This is a genomic window from Aerococcus sp. 1KP-2016 (genome assembly GCF_002252085.1).
Taxonomy (GTDB): Bacteria; Bacillota; Bacilli; order Lactobacillales; family Aerococcaceae; genus Aerococcus.
Genome location: NZ_NEEY01000034.1, coordinates 1 through 20,734 on the forward strand (window position 1 = coordinate 1; position 20,734 = coordinate 20,734).

General features: G+C 38.9%; 18 protein-coding genes. 14 read left to right on the forward strand and 4 right to left on the reverse strand.

Annotated elements, in window-relative coordinates:
- Nucleotides 1–141: 141 nt before the first annotated feature.
- The gene (locus B9P78_RS06810; protein ID WP_094518755.1) at nt 142–1,131 is read right to left on the reverse strand and encodes a LacI family DNA-binding transcriptional regulator; all 990 of its coding nucleotides are present in this window, start codon (nt 1,129–1,131) and stop codon (nt 142–144) included.
- A gap of 23 nt (nt 1,132–1,154) precedes the next feature.
- Nucleotides 1,155–2,618 (reverse strand): sucrose-6-phosphate hydrolase, encoded by a 1,464-nt coding sequence (locus tag B9P78_RS06815; protein ID WP_094518756.1) that lies wholly within the window; start codon nt 2,616–2,618, stop codon nt 1,155–1,157.
- A 291-nt stretch (nt 2,619–2,909) separates the two neighbouring features.
- Here B9P78_RS06815 and B9P78_RS06820 point away from each other — a divergent pair, with 291 nt between their 5' ends.
- The 14 genes from B9P78_RS06820 (at nt 2,910) to B9P78_RS06885 (ending at nt 19,067) form a co-directional block, all read left to right on the forward strand.
- Nucleotides 2,910–4,907: a sucrose-specific PTS transporter subunit IIBC gene (locus B9P78_RS06820; RefSeq protein WP_094518757.1), complete on the forward strand. Its 1,998-nt coding sequence runs from the start codon at nt 2,910–2,912 to the stop codon at nt 4,905–4,907.
- Nucleotides 4,908–5,065: 158 nt separating this feature from the next.
- On the forward strand, nt 5,066–6,361 hold the full coding sequence (locus B9P78_RS06825; protein WP_094518758.1) for a tetratricopeptide repeat protein: 1,296 nt from the start codon (nt 5,066–5,068) through the stop codon (nt 6,359–6,361).
- A gap of 35 nt (nt 6,362–6,396) precedes the next feature.
- A complete protein-coding gene (dapB, locus tag B9P78_RS06830; protein WP_094518759.1) occupies nt 6,397–7,185 on the forward strand; it encodes a 4-hydroxy-tetrahydrodipicolinate reductase in 789 nt (262 codons plus the stop codon).
- The gene (locus tag B9P78_RS06835) at nt 7,178–8,452 is read left to right on the forward strand and encodes a CCA tRNA nucleotidyltransferase (protein ID WP_094518760.1); all 1,275 of its coding nucleotides are present in this window, start codon (nt 7,178–7,180) and stop codon (nt 8,450–8,452) included. Before dapB ends, B9P78_RS06835 begins: the two co-directional genes overlap by 8 nt.
- Nucleotides 8,453–8,491: 39 nt before the next feature.
- Entirely contained in the window at nt 8,492–11,374 is a 2,883-nt protein-coding gene (locus B9P78_RS06840) for an exonuclease domain-containing protein (protein WP_094518761.1), read from the forward strand.
- A 26-nt stretch (nt 11,375–11,400) separates the two neighbouring features.
- Nucleotides 11,401–11,874, forward strand: coding sequence for a DUF5590 domain-containing protein (locus B9P78_RS06845; RefSeq protein ID WP_094518762.1), 474 nt, complete (start codon nt 11,401–11,403; stop codon nt 11,872–11,874).
- A 12-nt stretch (nt 11,875–11,886) separates the two neighbouring features.
- A complete protein-coding gene (locus B9P78_RS06850) occupies nt 11,887–13,080 on the forward strand; it encodes a pyridoxal phosphate-dependent aminotransferase (RefSeq protein ID WP_094518763.1) in 1,194 nt (397 codons plus the stop codon).
- Between the two features lie 377 nt (nt 13,081–13,457).
- A complete protein-coding gene (locus tag B9P78_RS06855) occupies nt 13,458–13,928 on the forward strand; it encodes a DnaD domain-containing protein (protein ID WP_233487772.1) in 471 nt (156 codons plus the stop codon).
- A 22-nt stretch (nt 13,929–13,950) separates the two neighbouring features.
- A complete protein-coding gene (gene nth / locus B9P78_RS06860; protein WP_369824363.1) occupies nt 13,951–14,610 on the forward strand; it encodes an endonuclease III in 660 nt (219 codons plus the stop codon).
- 94 nt (nt 14,611–14,704) lie between these two features.
- A complete protein-coding gene (locus B9P78_RS06865; RefSeq protein ID WP_094518764.1) occupies nt 14,705–15,172 on the forward strand; it encodes a MarR family winged helix-turn-helix transcriptional regulator in 468 nt (155 codons plus the stop codon).
- A gap of 215 nt (nt 15,173–15,387) precedes the next feature.
- Nucleotides 15,388–16,839, forward strand: a complete 1,452-nt coding sequence (locus B9P78_RS06870; protein ID WP_094518771.1) for a bifunctional UDP-sugar hydrolase/5'-nucleotidase — start codon at nt 15,388–15,390, stop codon at nt 16,837–16,839.
- 16 nt (nt 16,840–16,855) lie between these two features.
- Nucleotides 16,856–17,554, forward strand: coding sequence for a YutD family protein (locus B9P78_RS06875; RefSeq protein ID WP_094518765.1), 699 nt, complete (start codon nt 16,856–16,858; stop codon nt 17,552–17,554).
- Between the two features lie 6 nt (nt 17,555–17,560).
- Nucleotides 17,561–18,385, forward strand: a complete 825-nt coding sequence (locus tag B9P78_RS06880) for an HAD-IIA family hydrolase (protein WP_094518766.1) — start codon at nt 17,561–17,563, stop codon at nt 18,383–18,385.
- The gene (locus tag B9P78_RS06885; protein ID WP_094518767.1) at nt 18,348–19,067 is read left to right on the forward strand and encodes a TIGR01906 family membrane protein; all 720 of its coding nucleotides are present in this window, start codon (nt 18,348–18,350) and stop codon (nt 19,065–19,067) included. Before B9P78_RS06880 ends, B9P78_RS06885 begins: the two co-directional genes overlap by 38 nt.
- Here B9P78_RS06885 and B9P78_RS06890 read toward each other — a convergent pair.
- Nucleotides 19,064–20,062, reverse strand: coding sequence for an NAD(P)/FAD-dependent oxidoreductase (locus B9P78_RS06890; RefSeq protein WP_094518768.1), 999 nt, complete (start codon nt 20,060–20,062; stop codon nt 19,064–19,066). The genes B9P78_RS06885 and B9P78_RS06890 overlap by 4 nt on opposite strands.
- Nucleotides 20,063–20,082: 20 nt before the next feature.
- Complete coding sequence (locus B9P78_RS06895) at nt 20,083–20,592, reverse strand: divergent PAP2 family protein (RefSeq protein WP_094518769.1); 510 nt, start codon at nt 20,590–20,592, stop codon at nt 20,083–20,085.
- Nucleotides 20,593–20,734 lie beyond the last annotated feature (142 nt).

The following is a 20,734-nucleotide window of genomic DNA, read 5'->3' on the forward strand; positions in this document are numbered from 1 at the left end:
TAATTTAATAAAATATTACTAATTCAGATACTGTATGTTTACTATTTGAACGCAAAAAAACTCCCCCTAAAGTAGATTTACTTTTTTAAGTGTCTACTTTAGGGGGAGCATATCATATGTCTCAACCGCTTTTTCATGTATTTAGATGGTTTTTCCAGGAATTAAACGAACGGGTAGTACAAAATATTTGTCTGCTCCTTGTGCGAGACCATTATCATTTTGAATTTGTTGTAATAAGACATCAACAAGTAAATCAGCTAATTCTTCAATAGGTTGACCGATGGTAGTTAGGTGGGGCATGTAGGTTTGAATAAACTGGGTCCCATCATAACCAATGATTTTAACGTCTTCAGGAATGCGCAGGTCTAATTCCTCAGCCATATTCATGACAAGAATAGCGGTTAAATCATCAGAGCAGAAGATCGCATCCGGTTTTTCTTCTATCAGTAATTGTTTGATCACCATTTGTTTACGTAAGTGTGAATAGTCACGAGATAGTGATTTGACTTGTCCTGCTATTCCCATAGCCTTTGTGACGTCCATAAAAGCCTGATAACGTAAAAACGTTGGTGAATTTGGATCGTTTGAGCCGGTGATCATCCATAGATTTTTGGGTTTTTGGCGCAATAACGTTTCCGTTGCCAGTTGCCCGCCTTGATAATTGTCACCGGAAACGATAGGGATATTCTTCCCAATATAGCGGTCAAAGGATACAACTGGGGCATTGATACGTTCGTAATCATCGTAGTTCAGATTATGTGCACCAGCGATAATCCCATCAACTTGATTTGATTGTAGCATTTGTAAATAGTCTTGTTCTTTTGTAGCATCTCGTTCAGAATTGCAGATAATCGCTTTGTAGCCTTTTTTAAACAGAATTTGCTCTAAATGATTTACGAGTTCAGCATAGAAAATAGTCGATAAATTGGGGAAAATAAGGCCCACAAATTTTGTCGCTTTTCCTTGTAAACTACGGGCTAACGAATTGGGGAAATAATTTAATTCCTTCATTGCCGCCTCGACTTTTTGGATGGTTGCTTCTGATAGGTAGCCCTTATGGTTGATGACCCTTGAAACGGTGGTCACACTAACGCCTGCCAGGGCAGCGACGTCTTGCAATTTAGCTTTCATGATTGAATTGCACTCACTTTCTATTACATGGTTAGTGGCCAAATTTGATTATGAAGCGTACCACTAGCAATGATGTTGGTTTGGTCTGTATCCTCGGTAAAAATTCGAGAAGATAGTACATAAGCTCCATGGTTGATGAAAATTTCAAGTACAGAGCTATCTGCGAAAATATTTACGGTTACGGGTTCAGCAGGTGTTAGCGCAACTTGACGTGTTGTACCGAAAGCGGTCGCAAATGTTGTCCCCATGTGACTACGGTCAAGAATAAGTGTACCATTTTTCGTATCAATCGATAAGACCGCGGCCTTAGATTTATCATTATTCGCAAATAAGGCAATTTCAGCGGTTTGATTGGCGTCAACGGTAAAGGCATATTCAAAATGGTTATGGCCTAGGTTCATTTGTGTATCAAAGGTCTGTTCTTTGCCGCGTAACTGCAATGTTTCTACTACAGGGTATTGGGTTAATTGATTATTTTGAATGCGATATTCTTTGACTAATGAAAGCGCGCCTTGGTAGCCATAATCATCAGTTGGATAATCTATTTCGGGTAAGCCTAGCCATGAAACACCTAACACACGGCCATCCGGACTGTTGATTAGTTGAGTGGCATAGGCATCAAAACCAAAGTCTAGATTGACTAATTGACCTGCACCTTCTAGGTGGCCATCCGCTGTGAACCTATCAGCTATGAGATAGGCATTTGGGTATATATTTTGATAGTGCAACTGTTCTGGTGAGATACCCTGTGGACAAAAGGTTACCAGAACTTTGTCATCTACAAAATTGATATTTGGACATTCAAACATATAGGCGGTATCAGCTTGTGGAATGGCTAATTCGCTATGGAACGCCCACTGGGTTAAATCCTCAGATGTCGCTTGATATAGGTACAAGGTAGCTTTTAAATCTGACTTGCGTTGGCCACCAATAACGAGCCATGACGTATCATTTTGCGTGAAATACATGGGATCTCTAAAGTGGTCTGTGGCTAGGTCAAGTGGGGGAATAATCGTTTTTTTATCAGAAGACAGCTGATTGCTCTTATCTATAGTGACCGTATTTTGTAGGGGAATACGCGTCCAGTTTTCATCGCGTACATTTCCAGTGTAAAACAGACGAAGGACGTCACCGTCAGCAATGGCAGTACCGGAGTAGGCACCATGTGAGTCTACCGAATTATCTGCTTGTAAACCAAGGCCAAGTTCCTCCCAGTGGATTAAATCTGAACTGACTAAATGATGCCAACTCTTTAAACCATGTACGGGTCCAAATGGATAATATTGATAGAATAGATGCCACTGGCCGTTAAAATAAGAAAAGCCATTGGGATCATTTAATAAGCCTGTTTTTGGTTCAATATGAAAATGATTGCGCCAAGGTGATTGGTCTGCAAGGGCATTTAATTCAGCAATATAGTTTGGGGACCAGTCGCTGTAAGCGCGGTAACGCGCTTGCTGGTCAAATTGATACAGAGAAAATGTCATGATAGGCCTCCTATAATCTAATGGGACGTGGATGTAGCGATTGAATGTTTTGTATTCTTCATTACTATGCATGTTTATTTTATACATCCTGACTGCAAAAGGCAAACGTTTTCACTATTTAAAAGCTGTTAAAATAACCTTATTAATAAAAATAAAATAATTTGTGTTAAACGTTTGACATATTTACTTATACTTGATATTATGTGTTTGTAGAAATGTAAACGCTTTATTTAAAAGCAGCAATTATTTGTTTTTGTAAATGGTTATTCATAAATAGAAAGAGGTATGAAGATGGATCATAAAGAGGTAGCAAAACGTATTGATGCAGCTTTGGGACATGACAATGTCGTTACAGCAGCGCACTGTGCCACTCGATTACGTTTAGTCGTAAAAGATGTAGGGGCAATTGACCAAGAAGCATTGGATAATGACCCAGATTTAAAGGGAACATTCCAAGCAAACGGCCAATACCAAATTATCGTTGGACCTGGTGATGTCAACAAGGTCTACGACGAATATACTGCGATTGCAGGTATTCAACAGGCATCGACTGAGGACGTAAAGCAAGCTGCTAAGGATCAAGGTAAATCAAATCCTTTGATGCAAGTAATTAAGGTCTTGTCTGACATCTTTGTACCATTAATTCCAGCTTTAACTGCTGGTGGTTTGATTATGGCAATCAATAATGTATTAACCAGTCCAAATTTATTTGGTCCATTGCCGTTAATCGAAATGTATCCAGCTTGGGCAGACTTTGCCGATATGATTAACATGTTCGCAGTAGCCGCCTTTGCCTTCTTACCAGTGTTAATCGCTTTCTCAGCAACGAAACGCTTTGGTGGGAATCCTTACTTAGGTGCTGTTATGGGCTTAATCATGGTTATGCCGCAATTAGTTAATGGCTATAATGTAGCTGCAGCTGTGGAATCTGGTGAAATGCCATACTGGAATATTTTTGGTTTACAGATTGCCCAAGCCGGTTATCAAGGACAAGTATTACCCGTTATCGGTGTAGCTTGGATCTTAGCCAAGTTGGAAAACTTCTTCCATAAGATTCTAAAGGATGCCGTAGACTTTACTTTCACGCCAATGTTAACCATTATTATCACTGGGTTTATTACATTTACCGTTGTGGGACCAGTATTACGTACCGCATCTGACTTCCTATTAAACGGTTTGGTAGGTATCATTTCTGCAACAGGTGCACTTGGCTATGGTATTTTCGGTCTATTCTACTCAGCAATCGTATTAACTGGTTTGCATCAATCATTCCCAGCTATTGAAACAGCTTTAATTGCTGATGTGGCCAAAACTGGTGGGGACTTTATATTCCCAATCGCTTCAGTAGCCAACGTAGCGCAAGGTGCAGCAGCATTTGCTATCTATTTCGTAACCAAGAATGAAAAAACAAAAGGTTTAGCAACTTCATCATCACTATCAGCAATGCTAGGTATTACAGAACCAGCTATGTTTGGGGTTAACTTGAAAGCGCGTTACCCATTCTTCATCGCCTTAGGTTCATCAGGGATTGCATCATTATTACTAGGTTGGTTCAACGTACGAAGCCAATCATTAGGGCCAGCAGGGGTAATTGGGTTCATTGCCATTATTCCAAAATTCATTCCCGTATTCATGATTGCCATCGTAATTTCAATCGTACTAGCATTTACAGGTACATTTATTTATGGGAAATCTGTCATGAAAAAAGAAGCCGCTATTGAAGCAGCTGCCAAAGCAGAAGAAGCACGTGTTGTGAAAGAACATGAGCATGTGACTCCTGTAACACCTGTAGCCGCTGATACGCAAACAACGACAACAAAACCAGTAGCACATGCTGTTTTCGCACCAGTTGCAGGTACAACTAAAGCCCTAGCAGATGTGAGTGATCCAGTATTCTCACAAGGAATGATGGGTAAAGGCATTGCGATTGTACCAAATACTGAAGGTCAAATTGTCGCACCAATTTCAGGACATGTAACAATTGCTTCTGAAACAGGACATGCATACGGTATTACCGGAACAGATGGCTTAGAAGTCTTGATTCATGTGGGTATTGATACCGTGCAACTAGACGGTCGTGGATTTACCACGAACGTGAAACAAGGTGATTCAATCACTCAAGGCCAAATCTTAGGTTCATTTGATTTAGGTGTGATTCATGAGGCTGGCTACGCTAGCGACGTGATGGTCATCGTAACGAATACAGGTGACTACGCAAATGTTGCCGGTGAAACGGGTAATGAAGTAGCTACTGGTGACATCATCTTACATGTAGATGAAAAAGCTTAAGCACTATCTCATAAAATAGCATGAAGAAAAATGGTTGGACCTTATGGGTTCCAGCCATTTTTTGAATTCATTGGTAAATTCGCCATCTTTTAGTCGCCTTGCAAGATTTTAAGGGGTGAAATATGCTAAAATAGGCTAGGTATAGGAGGTTGAAAACTTTGGATAACTTAGTAAATGAATTTATTTCATACATACAACAAAATCAACCAGCAAAAGCGAATGAAACATTCGAAAAATTATTAGATCAATTAGCAACCGCGTCGTCAGAAGAGATCGCGCATACGGGATATCAACTTGCCCAACTAGGCTTTGTAGATTATGCCAATGAAATTTATACCTTGGGTGAAGATCGATTCCAGACAGAAGATTCTTGGGTCCTATTAAAAGGAGAACTCGCACTTGATAATGGTCAAGTAGAAGAGGCCATCGATGAATTATTGAAAATCATGCCCGAGAGTGATTTATATGTCGATGCTTTATTACTTCAAGCTGATGCTTATCAAATGTACAATTTACCAGAAGTAGCTTTGGTGAAATTAAACGAAGCACGTCAATTAGCACCCAACCAACCTGTTATCTTGTACGGGATTGCTGAACTGCAATTTCAACAAGGGGAATTCCAACAAGCCTTACCTTTATATGAACGATTGTTAGGTTCTAAAGAGACCCCAGAAGAGTTGCTAGATGTCATTGAAGAACATTTTACATATGCTAAGGCGGCAACAGGGGATTTTGAAGAAGCAATAGAATTAATCGAAGCAACACCCGAAGCTGATCGTACAGTTGGCCAACGAGAACAATTGGCCTTTTACTATGTCGAAACGGAAAATTTCGAGAAAGCCAACACAATTCTGGAAGCCTTGCATGAGGACGGCAAGCTTTCAGAAAACTTGTTAGCGCTCTTTGCCACTGTGAAGAACAGTTTCCACGATCATGATGGTGCCTTAGAAATGATTGATCAAGCCATTCAAGTCAATCCTTATGATGCCCGATTATACTTCCAAAAAGCACAATTTGCACAACAAATTGGTAATTTGGGAACGGCAGAAGAAGCCTTAGAGCTAGCCATTGATATTGATCCGGAATACGGCCAGGCTTTAGAATTATTACTACAGCTATTTATTGATGAAGAAAACTATGGTACAGCCAGAGCATTGATTCAAGATATGGATGAGCAAGGTATCGAATTTGACCGCTATGTATGGATGAAAGCTAAAGTGTTCCAAGAATTGGAAGAATTTGAGTATGCGGACCAAGCTTACCAAGATGCCTATAAGGAATTAAAAGACGATCATTCGTTCTTACAGGATTACTTTATCTTCTTACGTGAAGCGGGTAATTGGCAACAAATTAAGGCAGCGTTTGATGCACAACCAAGCTTAGCGCAAGTACCAGAATTCCAAAACACCTACGAACGTTTACAGGAATGGTTGGCCGAACATGGCGAATATTAGTAAATAGCGCTTTGCGATAAAAAGGAGAGACGAGTATGAGAGTTTTAGTGACAGGATTTTTAGGACGCATGGGTTCAACTTCTGCAAAAATGGTCCTTGATCATGAAGGGTTTGAATTGGTCGCTTTAGTAAATACAGATTTAGATCAACATGTGGATGAGGTCACCGCTTGGTCTAAAGCGGCGCCTGTATTTGCTAGTATTGAAGAAGCAATTGAGCAAGTGGCTATTGATGTAGCCATTGATTTTACAGTTCCAGATGTGGCTTTTACCAATACCAAATATTACATCGACCACAATATCCATCCGGTAATTGGTACTACTGGATTTACTGATGCAGAAATCGACCAATTGACAAAGTTATCAGCAGAGAAAAAATTAGGCGGATTAATTGCGCCAAACTTTGCTATTGGTTCAGTCTTAATGCAAATTTTCTCGGCCAAGGCAGCCAAATATCTGCCGGATGTTGAAATTACTGAAATTCATCACAATCAAAAACTGGATGCACCAAGTGGTACAGCCGAAAAAACAGCTAAATTAATTTACGAAGCACGTGGAGAACATGTATCCGGCCATCCAGATGAAAAAGAAACTATGCCAGGTGCACGTGGGGCTGATTACCACGGCGTCCGTATCCACTCATTACGATTACCTGGTTACAACTCCCACCAAATTGTGCAATTCGGTGGTATCGGCGAAGCGTTAACAATTCGCCAAGATTCATTTGACCGTAGTTCATATATGCCTGGTGTAGCGTTGGCAGTTGAAAAAGTGGCTACTTTAGACGGTCTAGTCTATGGTTTGGAGCACCTATTAGATGACTAATGGGCATGAATTTGAACAAGCTGCGCCCATATTAGCAATCTTACATGAAGCCGGCTACGAGGCATATTTTGTGGGTGGCGCAGTGCGTGACTATTTATTAGAATTACCTATCCATGACGTTGATATTGCAACTTCAGCATATCCAGCAGAAGTCCAAGCCTTGTTCCCACGGCATTTTGATGTAGGGATTGAGCATGGGACAATCATGGTTTGGTTTGAAGGTGAAACCTATGAAATCACTACTTTCCGGACGGAGTCAACCTATCAAGATTTTCGTCGACCGGACAAGGTAACCTTCGTCCAAAATCTAGAAGAAGATTTATTACGTCGTGATTTTACCATCAACGCTTTGGCCATGACAGATCAAATGACCATCGTCGATTATTTTGAGGGTAAGGCAGACCTGAAAGCAGAAATTATTCGCGCAGTCGGTGTAGCCCATGACCGCTTCCATGAAGACGGTCTTCGCATGATGCGTGGTGTCCGATTTGCAAGTCAATTGGATTTCGATATCGAAGCACATACACTGCAAGCAATTGAGGAAAATGCAGCCATCCTAGCACATATTGCCGTGGAACGTATTACAGTCGAAATGAACAAGCTATGGATTGGCAAGAATTGGCAAAAAGGGCTCGCTTACTTTTTGAAGAGTGGCCTTTATTTGCATGTACCCGGGCTTAGTGAATACGCCACAAGTCTTCAACTCCTGCTGACCGAAATAGATGGGGAGCAGGCTTTTGATAACGCTGAATTTGCTTGGTCACTCATGTTCTGGTGTCATTTTGTTCAATCAGGAGAAACTGATCCCAAAAACATGCAGAAAGCTATTCGGCAACTTGGCAAGGCTTGGAAGATGTCAAATCAAGCAGCCGATGATATCACGGCTTACTTTGATATTTGGTATCTAAGGTCAAGTAAAGGGGAATGGGATTTAGTCGATTATTACGGCAAAAATCCGGAAAAACTATTGGCTATAGAAGCATATATGCAAAAACAAGTAGCCTTAGGTAAACAGCTTTTCGCTGATTTAGCGTATCCAGCAGATCCTCAAAAAGTGCAATCTGAAATTGACCGTTTGCCGATTCATTCACTGAAAGAGCTAGCGATTAATGGGCGTGTAATCATTGCCCAAATCAATCCTGATAATAAACGGGAAATTGGTTTAATGCTTAGCTTTTTAGAAACGGCTGTACTTGAATTAAAAGTAGCCAATGAGGAAGCTGCGCTTTTAACCTATTTAAGAGAACATTACCAAGCTAAGGAATAAGTAGCTTGAGACGAAATTACATTTAGGAAGGTGTTTAAAGTGACGACCACTTATGCGGTTCTGGATTTAGAAACAACAGGATCTACATATGATAATGGTGACCGCATTATTCAGATTGGGGTGGCTTTTGTTCGTGATGGACAAATTGTCGGCCAATTTGCTACGGATATCTTCCCTTATCAAGACATTCCAAGAGAAATTACAAAATTAACCGGTATTACAAACGAACAAGTGAAGCTAGCCCCACCATTTGAGGACATTGCTGCCGATTTGTGGGACATGTTAGCCGATACCGTGATTGTTGCGCATAACATTGGCTTTGATTATAAATTTTTGGACAAGAGTTTCCAAGCGCAAGGTTTCCCAGCCATGACCCAGGACAGGGTGGATACTGTGGAAATGATTCGTACGCTTTATCCAACGGCTGAATCATACAAGTTGTCAGAGTTTTGTCAACACCATGGGATTGTCTTGGAAAATGCCCATACAGCCGTAGACGATGCGATGGCAACGGCAGAAGTTTTACTAATGTGTATGGCTAAAATTCAACAAATGCCACGTGAATTATTTGAGCAATTACGTCCATTTGCACATTATTTTATAGGCCAAACCGGTGTATATATGGCTAAATGGTTTGATGAAAGCACGGGATATCGTCAAGATTATGAATATATCGCACCTTTTGTTTTGAGTGAATATCAAGCCAACTTCCAAATTTTTCCGGATAAATTTGGCGATAAAAAAGCTGTCCGCATGCATTTGGCGACCAATAAAGACAATACGAGTGAACAAGCTAGTATTATTACAAGTAATAATGGGGTGTCCCTTTCAACTTTACAACAATCTATGGTTGATGAAATAGGCCCATTTTTCCATGCACCGGAGGATGATAGCATAAATCCGGATGCGAATAAATTTGCATTCTTAACGGCAAATGCAGGTGTAGGGAAATCTCTAGCCTATATGATGTCGGCTTTGTCAGCAGTCGAAGCAGAAAAAACAAAACAAAAGCAAGCAGGACGTGTCATTGTATCAACCTCAACCGTCATTTTGCAGCATCAATTTTTGGATAAGACCATGTCCCTAGCAACAACCCTATTGGGCAAACCCTTGAAGGTGGTCGTGTTGAAGGGACAGCGTCATTTTATCCAATTAACGAGATTTCAAAAGTTTTTGGCTTATTTAAAGAGCCATCCGGAAATTGCCTTGAAACGCGATGTTTTGATTTCGGTTGCTGTTTTGGTATGGCTTGGTGAAACGCAGACAGGTGACTTACATGAATTGAATAGTGGCTTGAATAATGAAGTCTTTTGGGAAAATATGAATCGTTTCTCAACAGAAAGTCATCATGATGAAATACAGCGTTGGGGTGATTATGCTTTCTACGAGCGCCATGTGCGAGAAGCTAAGGATGCGGATGTTGTTGTCTTAAATCATGCTTACTTGGTATATCACTATCAAGATTTAATGGCAGAAGGTATTATGACTGATCAAAGTAAAGTTATTATCGATGAATGTCATCAATTACCGGAGACAGTTCACCAACAAGCGACGCGAAGTATACAATCAAAAGATGTGGAAGATGCGTTAACAACAATTGAACGTTTGATTCACCGGATTATGGATAAAGTTGTGACGAATAATGTGAAAGTTCATGCGGTAGACCAATTATTCCAAGTGGAAAAAAATCTTCAAGTGGCGTGGACAGGGTTAGATAAATTTATTGACTGCTTAGCCGACGAATATCAAACGAAATCCTATTACCAACAAAAATCACAATCAAATGCCTACTATATTTCACATGAATACTACATGATTGCCAAATGGCGTGAAGCACTACGTAAGTCATTGAAAGCAATGGATAAGATGGTCCATCCTTTAAAAGTAATTGTGGGTCAGCTATATCATATGGACATCTATACGAAACGAATATACCAACAATTACTCAATCAAATTAACCAATTCGACTATCAATTGAAAACATGGTTGGATGCCTCAGCAGCTCATCCTGATTATTATGCTGAGTTGGCCGTTCATTTTGGTAAACAAAATACGACAGCTAGCATTCAAAGTAAGTTATATTCGAGTAAAGATCAATTAGCAACAATTTTTAATGCGATTCCAAGTCAAACGTTACTTGTTTCAGCGTCAATTGAAATTGTTGGCGCGAAACACATTATCAGTAAATTATTTGGTGTTGACCATTTTCAGTGGTTCTCATTTATGGAGGCATCATACAAACAACAATTAGCCCTTAGTAAGCCCAACCAAATCAAAGGTTATTATATTAATGACTTTCTGTCGATTGATAAATATAATGAACATCAAGCAGCGATGATGATTACGGATGTCATTGAAAGTGTATGGGCCGATAAACATCAGGTCAATAAAATCCAAGTTTTCTTCCAATCACGTGCTTTACTACAAGCAGTGCAACATGAATTGAAGCGACGATTTAATCGTATCGTGTATGGACAGGTCATCGTACAGAATCATCAACGTAATTTAGACCGATTAGCCCGCCAATTCGAGCAAAGCCAACGAGCAATTTTGTTGGCCTTAGCTAGTTTTCAAGAAGGCATTCATTTAAATACAAAGACGGACGCCTTTATTATGACACGCTTGCCATTTTCTGCACCTGATACACCGGATGAATTGGCCAAACAGGACTATTTGAAATCTATTGGGGATCAATACTTTGAGGATGTTGCCTTACCAAATATGTTGATGAATTTAACGCAAATATTTGGTAGAATGGCGGCAACTGTCAATAATGAGTCCATCTTTATTTCATTAGATCATCGTTTAGAAAAGGCATCTTATGCTGATCAAATTCAGGCCATTATGCCTGAAGCATTAACTATGGATTGGATAGACTTAAAGGATTTAAAGAATTTCGATGAACAATGTGATAGAATGTAGGATATAAAAAAAGGGGCAAAGAAACCATGAAACGCAAATTATTTTCAATTTTGATGGCCATCATGGTGATTTACTTGGTGGGCACATCTTATGTCTATTTCAGTTCACAACAACCAGTTGCCGAGGCTGAATCAAAGACCACAAAATTAGCCAAAGAAGCGGGTATCACAAATATCCAAACTTTTTACGTATTTAATAAAGATGAAACCTATTATTCTGTTTTAGGTGAAAATGCAGAAGGGCGTCAGGTATATTTTACTTACCAACCGGACACAGATTATACGAAATCTGGTTTCATGGATGAAATGGTAAATGAAGAAAATGCCTTGGCACTAACCTTGTATGAAATGCCAAATGTCAAAGTGAGAAATGCAAACTTGGGCATTGAAAATGATACCTTTGTGTGGGAAGTTTCCTTCACTGATGAAGAGGGCAATTTAGGTTATCACTATATTAACGCAACAACGGGCGAATGGTATGAGACCGTTAACGACCTATAGGAGGACGAAGTAATGGATTTAGCACAAAGAATGGATAAGATGCAAGCCTCGCAAACAGCAGCAGCGGCAGCAAAAGCACGTGAATTAAAAGCCAAAGGAATTGATGTGATTTCCTTAGCTGTAGGGGAACCAGATTTTAACACGCCAGCTTATATTTTAGATCAAGTCAAAGAAGATATGTATGCTGGACATGGACACCATTATACTGACGGTACAGGTATTGTGGAATTGAAACAAGCAATTATTGATTACCATGCAGCCTATGACAATATACAGTACAGTCTAGATGAAGTATTTATTGCTGATGGCGCTAAAATGATTTTGTACTATACCTTCCAAGCATTGTTAAATGAAGGCGATGAGGTATTAATTCCCTCTCCGTATTGGGTAAGTTATATTGAGCAGGTAAACATGGCAGATGGCGTACCAGTTATCGTTGAAACAGACGCCAAAGACCAATTCCGAGTAACACCAGCATTACTTGATCAATATGTAACAGAAAAAACAAAATCACTTGTTTTGAACAGTCCTTCAAATCCTACAGGAGCAATTTTGAGTGAAGATGATTTGCGTGCAGTTGCTGAATATTGCTTGGAACACAACATCTTAATTATTGCCGATGAAATTTACTACCGCCTAGTTTATAACGGTCATGAAGCACATTCAATGGCTGGCTTATCTGAAGCAATTAAAGAAAATACTATCGTGATAAATGGTTTTTCTAAAGCTTATGCAATGACTGGCTGGCGTTTGGGATATGCTTTAGCAGAAAGCAAATATATCAAAGCATACGGAAAATTAGCGAGTCAAATTAACTCAAATCCATCAGGTATTAGTCAATATGCAGGGTTAGCAGCCTTAAAAGGTTCGGACAGCCATCGCGAAGAAATGCGATTAGCTTTCGAAAAACGCCTGAACGCAGCTTACGATGCCTTATTAACAATCCCTGGTTTTGTATTAGATTTTAAACCACAAGGTGCATTTTATTTATTCCCAGATTGTTCACAAGCAGCACGTAATTGTGGCTATGATTCTGTCACTGACTTTGCTAATGCAATCATTGAAGAAGCACACGTTGTTGGTGTAGCTGGGTTAGCTTTTGGTAAAGCTGACCATATTCGTTTTTCTTATGCTACTAACGAAGAAACATTTGCAGAAGCGATGAAACGTATTCGTGAATTTGTCATTCGTAAAAGCCAAGCTTAATACAAAGGTATGTGGATGAAGGGGTTGAGACAGTAAGTGGTCTCAACCTCTTTTCATATTTAGCTCATATGCTTATCCATTCAACAATAGTCAAAGGAATGCATGTTTTGCTTAACTTTGATATATACTATAAGGGAAGCGTCATTTTGTCATCAGGTAGGGTAAATAGAAAAATAGAAAAAGAGGAAAAAGATGAACCGAGAATATTACACAGTGATGCGAAATAAGGTCATAGAATCATACCATCGGTTAAATATAACGAATGAAGAAATGATGCTACTCATTCATTTCTTGAGTTCCAACAGGCAGGCCAAGAGTTTCCAGCAATCTCAGCAATTGGCCAACGTATGAATTTGTCGGAAAGAATTTTGTTCGATATGATTCAGTCTTTAATTGAGCGAGGATTTTTAAGTATTCCGTCATATAAAAATGCAGAGGGGAAAGCGGTAGAATTTTATTCGCTTGATCCGCTGTATCAAAAAATTGAAAGCCTTGATCAAGTAGATAAAACGAGCAGATTTCAGGAAGCTCAGGCAACAAAGGAAGGCGAAGTGTTTGAAATGATTCAAACGGAATTTGGTCGCCAATTGTCACCGATTGAATACCAACAAATTGCCGAATGGTTCTCAAAGGACCATTATGAACCAGATGTGGTCAAAGAAGCCTTAAAAGAAGCCGTATTGAATCAAGCATATTCGCTCAAATATATTGACCGAATTCTAATGAATTGGGCCAAACAAAAACGGACAAAGGCGAATGACACGCCAAGAGTTAATGATTATAAACAACAAAATGCGAATGCCCAAGATTTACCACCAGTTCCTATGAACAAATGGTTGAATAAATAATTTATTAGAGGGAGGCCAAGACGTGGCAGATTTAATTTCGGATGCTGAAGTAATCAATATTTTAGATCATTTGGATGAAATGTACCCAAATCCAAAGACGATGTTATATCATGAAACACCTTTTCAACTAGTGATTGCGGTATTAATGTCGGCCCAAACAACAGATGTGGGCGTAAATAAGGTAACCCCCACATTGTTTGCCAGCTATCCAGATGCCAATGCGATGGCTGAAGCTGACATAGCGGATATAGAAGATAAAATCAAAACAATTGGTTTATATCACAATAAGGCCAAAAACATGAAAAAAACAGCTATCATAATTCGAGATGAATTTAAGGGCCAAGTACCACAAACGCGAGAAGAGCTCATGCAATTGCCAGGGGTTGGCCGTAAAACAGCAAATGTTGTACTAAGTGAGGCCTTTGGTGTACCAACTATTGCTGTTGATACACACGTGGAACGTGTGACCAAGCGCATGGGGATTGTCCCACCGGATGCCAGTGTCCGTGAAACAGAAGAGATACTAATGGCGAGAATTCCAAAAGAACGATGGCGTGATGCACATCATCAATTTATTTATTTTGGCCGTGAATATTGTACAGCACGAAATCCGAAATGTAAGTCAGATCCCCAAATTAATTTCTGTGAATGTCGTGATTTGCCGCAGTATAGTGCAAGATAAATGCAAACACTTTGTATTTTCGTTGCTGATTACTTGAAAATTATTTCGAAATTGGGTATATTTAATATAATAGATTAGAAGAGGAGGTGCACATATGCCTGAAAAGCAAATTGATAAAAAAGAAGCAGAAAGTTTACATGCTTTGCGTGTTCACTTGAAAGCCAATTTGTATATCCTTGAAGAATTAAAACGCGACATGCGTAAAAAAGGATTAAGTGAGAACGAGTTTACCGTATTGGAGCTGTTATATAATCGCGGACAACAACCCATTCAACAAATCGGTAAGCGAATTTTAATTCCTTCTTCAAGTTTAACTTATGTCATCGACCGTTTAGAGGATAAAGGTTTTGTAGAAAGAACGAATAATCCTGAGGATCGTAGGGTTATTTACGCAAAAATTACGGATGAAGGTAATAAAAAAATGGCCGAAGTTTTCCCAGGCCATAGTCAAATTATTGCAAAAATGTTTGAAAACTTATCATTAGAAGAAATTGATACTTTTATCCGATTAACGAAAAAAATTGGTTTACAAGCACAGGATATTTTAGAAGATAATAATTAAGCAATGGTTACTATGATTATCAAATAGATAGCATTCTGATTGCTTGGCGTAACAAGGCTAGGACGAGTTGTCCTGGTCTTTTTTAGTAATATTTGTGATTAGCGCAATTTAGAAAATTGTAAATTTGAAGGAAATTTATCACCATTTTGTAACGTTTGAGATTCTGATAATCATGTGAATATGATATGATTAGAGCGAACGAATGGGGTGCAGACATGAAAGAAGTAATTCATTTTTATCATACGAATGATTGGCATTCACACTTAGAAAATTGGCCAAAATTTTTTAGATATTATCAAAATCAATCAGATAAACATGATCAAGAGAAGGAAGCACACTTTCTCTTCGATATTGGAGATGCTGTAGATCGACAACATCCGCTCACTGAAGCGACTCAAGGTCAAATCATGGTGGATTTGATGAATGAAATGGGTGTGGATGTAGCAACAATAGGGAATAATGAAGGGATTGGTAGTCACCATGAGGTGCTTAATAATCTCTACCAAAATGCAAGCTTTCCTATAGTATTGGGCAATATTTTTGACAAAATAGGCAATACTCGGCCAGCGCATACACAAGATTATAAGATGATTCAGACTGACAAAGGAAGCCGTTTTGCGGTTTTGGGCATGACTGCACCTTTTGAAATTTCTTATGATATTGTCGGGTGGCAACCGCTAGATCCCATTATATCGATTCAACGAGTGATTCAAGAAATCAAAACAAAGGAATCTCTTGATGGCATTATTTTATTAAGTCATTTGGGTCTACCTACTGATCGTATCGTCGCAAAAATGTTTCCAGAATTGCTTATTATTTTTGGTGCACATACCCATCATGTATTACCAGAGGGGGAGTGGGTTGGTCATACCTTACTTACCGGTGGTGGTAAATACGGGCAATTTATGGGCCATTTAACTGCTGAATTTGAAAAACCAATCAATAAAGCATACTTGTATGAAGCGAGCTCTTCAGATGTTACAGTCAATGAGCCAATCATTGACTATAAACGCTACTTCAAGTTAACAGAGGAACTTGTGGCTAGTGACCGTATTTCTAATTATCCTGAAGACGAGCAACAAGTCAGCCAATGGGTGAAACAGGGTCAAACAAGTTTGAAGGAAAATATTGTTGGTCGTTTACCATTTGCTTTACCGGCTGATGAAATAGAGTATTCACCACTTCAGCACTATACCTTGTTGGCAATGAAAATGCAAAGTGGAGCAGATGTAGCCATTATCAATGCGGGCATGTTCTTACAAGGGTTACCGGCTGGAGATGTGACTCGTTTCGATCTGCATACAGCATTACCTCATCCAATTCGTCTTATGATCGTTGAAACGAGTGTGGCTGATTACTATAAGGTTATTAAACCACAAGTAGCAGCATTAGCTGAGGAATTGAAATACACACCAATCAAAGGGTCGGGTTTCCGAGGCAATATTTTTGGTCAACTGATGATAATTGCGGATCAATCTATCGCTGAATTAGCAGATGCGGAAATGATTAAAATTGTGACTATTGACCATCTATTATACCTGCCATTCTTTACAAGTTTAGTCGCTCAAAAGCATTATTTATGGGGACAACCCTTCATCCGTGAATTAGTAGCGGATATGATTTATACAAATTCAATAGATGGTGGGTACAAGCAACCATCTGAATAAGAAAGGAGCTGCAAGCATGTTAAGTCGAAAGAAACAAGAAGAGTTAAAAGAAAAACGTGCGGAATTAAATTATCCAAAAGCCGAGGTAACACGAATAAGCCCAGAGCAACTTTCTATTAATGGGCAAATTTTTACCATCAAAGAAAATTTTAATGAGGCAGTAAATATAGAGGCAATAGCTGATAGATACATGGATATACTAGATAGCTATGACTTTGTGGTCGGAGATTGGTCTTATGAACAATTACGTTTAAAAGGCTTCTACGCTGATGATGCAAAAATTGGGTCACTTGAGCAGAAAATTAAACATTTGCCAGATTACCTAATCGAATATGCTAGCTTTGGCGCAGCCTATTTTGTTTTAGCGCATGAGCGAACGCCAGCAGAAATTCAAGCACGTAATGAATCGTTCTGGGATAATCAACGTAAAGAAAATGCTAGTGTGAAACCACGGAATAGTAGATCAAATGCCACTAAACCCGTTCAGAAGAAAAAACAAGTGAGCCGCAAACCAGCAGCTACTACTGGAGATAGTAAACCAAAACGGAATAAAAGCCCTCACTTTAGTAAGAAAAAGACAAATAATCGAGGCAAAACCTTTAATATTGTCGAAGTAAAAGAGACTAGTACCAAACAGCCAGCATCGCGTTCGGTGAAGAAAAAATCAACCGTGAACAAACCGCATGCATTTAGTATTCGAGAAAAAGGGGAATAATACAAATTGAATTTGGAAGAAAAAGTATTCTTAATAGACCTTGATGGCACTATGTATCGTGGTGAAGAACCGATTGCTGGTGCCAAAGAATTTGTAGAGCAATTGCAAGTTAAAAATATTCCTTTTTTATTTGTAACGAATAATGCCATGCGGAATCCAGCACATGCAGCAGCAAATTTGAATCAAATAACAGGACTATCTGTAACAGCCGAGCATTTCTATACATCCGTAGATACTTTGAAGTACATTTTAGAAGCAGATAAAACAGCGGGAAAAATCGTATCTGATGGATCTGGGAAAGCTTTTGTAATTGGTACAGAATATGTCCAACATGCAGTATCAGATGCGGGTTTTTCGGTTTCTACAGATGTAGACAGTGATGAAATTGCGATTGTAGTAGTTGGCCTAGATCAAGCTGTTACCTACAAACAATTGATGGATGCCTCTATAGCAGTTCAAAAAGGCGCACAATTTTATTTAACGAATCCGGATGAGCAATTCCCATCGAGTCGAGGGTATGTACCTGGAGCAGGAGCGTTAGGTAAAGTAATTACTGCAGCAACTAGGGTAACGCCAATTGTTTGTGGTAAACCGAATGCACTTATTATTGAAGGTGCTTTAGCTAAATTAGGGGCTGACAAAGCGCACGCAGTATTTTTAGGGGACAACCTGATGACGGATATCTCTGCTGCAGTGAATGCAGGCATTGATTCCGTTATGATTGAAACGGGTGTTCATAATAGAACAGATTTTAAAATTTATGGCGTAGAGCCAACGATGGTGGTTAAAGATTATGAAACACTCTTATCAACCTGGCAACAAGCTAGGTAATGAAATATTATTTTGGATTGGTATTTTAGCAATACTTATTTTTTTATTGACCTTCTCTATTACATTAACGATCATCAATATTCCTTTATTCATGATCTCATTATGGTTTTCAAAGGCCTACGAACTGGTTGGCTTGACATTCTCAACTGTAATGGATAATTATATTATTTTGATGGCATATTTGAACTTTCCATGGGTGGAAGCACTCAATATGCCAGATTTTCCAACATCGGTGAATGCGGCAATCCACTTTATGGAAGTTAAAAACTTATTTTACCTAAATTATGGTGCAATGATAGTTTCAGCGCTGATTGCGGCATTTAGTTTATGGAAGTTGAACGCATCGCGTAATTTGTGGCGATTATATTGGCCTTTCAAACAGCTTCGGTGGTTACCGATGATTATTATTGTGATATTAATATTTAACTTTAATACCATTTTTGTAGGTTTTCACGAACTTGTCTTTCAAAATGATTATTGGTTATTTAACCCAGCAACTGATCCAATTATCTTAGTCCTGGATGAATCATTTTTCTTATTGTGTTTCATTTCGGTTTTTGTAATTATACAGCTAGGAATCGAACTTGTTTATCGTGTTGGGAAAAAGATTTCCAAGAACGAATTATCGGCGATTATACAAAAAAACCTCGAAAACGCGTTTAGCGCTTTCGAGGTTTTTTAATTGTCAAACATACTGGTTGAATGTAGTGGTTCTACCCGACGTTCTGGGTATAAATAGTGTGCTACTTGATTGACTACATGTGGCGCTTCACCGAAACCAACGGCAATTAATTTCGTTTTGTATGGATAAGTAACAATATCGCCAATAGCGTACATACCTTCTATATTTGTCTGAAGATTATGATTCACAATAATTGATTCATTTTCAATGTTAAGTTGCCAATTTTTAATATCTTCAAGGGATGAAACAAAACCATACGTCATGAAGACATGATCAAGGGCCAATGTTACCATTTCATCACTACGGGCTTTATTTAATACAAGACTTGTTAATCTGGAGCCGTCCCCAATAAATGCTTTCGGAATATAGGGGGTTAAAATTTCAATATTATCCTTTGCTTGGGCTTGTGAAACTGCATATTCATGAGCCCTAAATCGATCCCGTCGATGAATTAAATATACTTTATGCGCATATTCAGCTAATCCCAACGCTGCATCGAATGCTGAATCACCACCGCCAAGTACAGCGACGTTTTTACCAGCGAAACGGTTTAAGTTAGCAACATGATAAGAAATGTCATTAGTTTCATAGGTTTCCAAACCATCTACTTGTATTTTTCTTGGTTTAAATGAGCCATTACCGGCCGCAATGATAATTGCACCAGCTTGATACTGCGCTTTAGAAGTTTGAACATCAAAAGCTGTTGCCGTTTTCTCGACATTGATAACTTTTTCATCGAGATGAAGAAAGGTTGTGTCGGCAAATCGTTGTAATTGACCCATTAAAGAATGGGTAAGTTCTGTTCCAGTTACTTTTGAGAATCCTGGAATATCATAGATTTTTTTATCAGGATAAAGTGCCTTAGGTTGCCCACCAGGTTCTGGTAGGGAATCAATGACACGTACGCTTAGATTACGCATACCTGCGTAAAATGCGGCGAAGAGGCCAACTGGTCCAGCGCCCACAATTAATATATCAGTTTTATCTACAGTCATTTGCATACACTTTCTATATTTTATAAAGGAATATTTAGTAAGCTATAGATGAATCTTAGCATCAAGGTAACCAAAACACCAGTAGTCATACCACCAATAACTTCGGATGGTTTATGGCCAAGGTAGTCATTAATCACCATTTTGTCTTCATCCAAGGTATTTAGTTGCAACAATAATTCGGTATCATTCGTTTCGCGTGCTTTTTGTTTTAAAATTTTCATTAATGAATAAATTAAAACACCTTGCTCACCATCTTGGCGACGAACACCCATTGCATCAAACATTACAATCATACCAAAACAAACTGCAATAGCGATATATGGGGAAAAGAATCCATATTGAAGAATCAAAGCCGTAATCAAAGAAGTCACAGCTGCTGAATGCGAACTCGGCATACCACCAGTCGCATGAATGATTGAAATATTAGCGCGTGGTTTATTGAATAGAACCGCAATCGGATATTTCACAATTTGTGCAACAGTAATAGCTACAAATGTAACGATTAAAGGAAAATTGGTTGTCGGATTCATGTTTTCCTCCTTAGATGTCAAGTCCATAATCTTGTGTAAATTGTATTTACGCTTGTTGCGATGCATTAAGTTCTTATAAATAATAATTACTCGTTCGTGTTATCTTTGTCGTACAATTTATAAGGTGCAGCTTGTAGTCTCT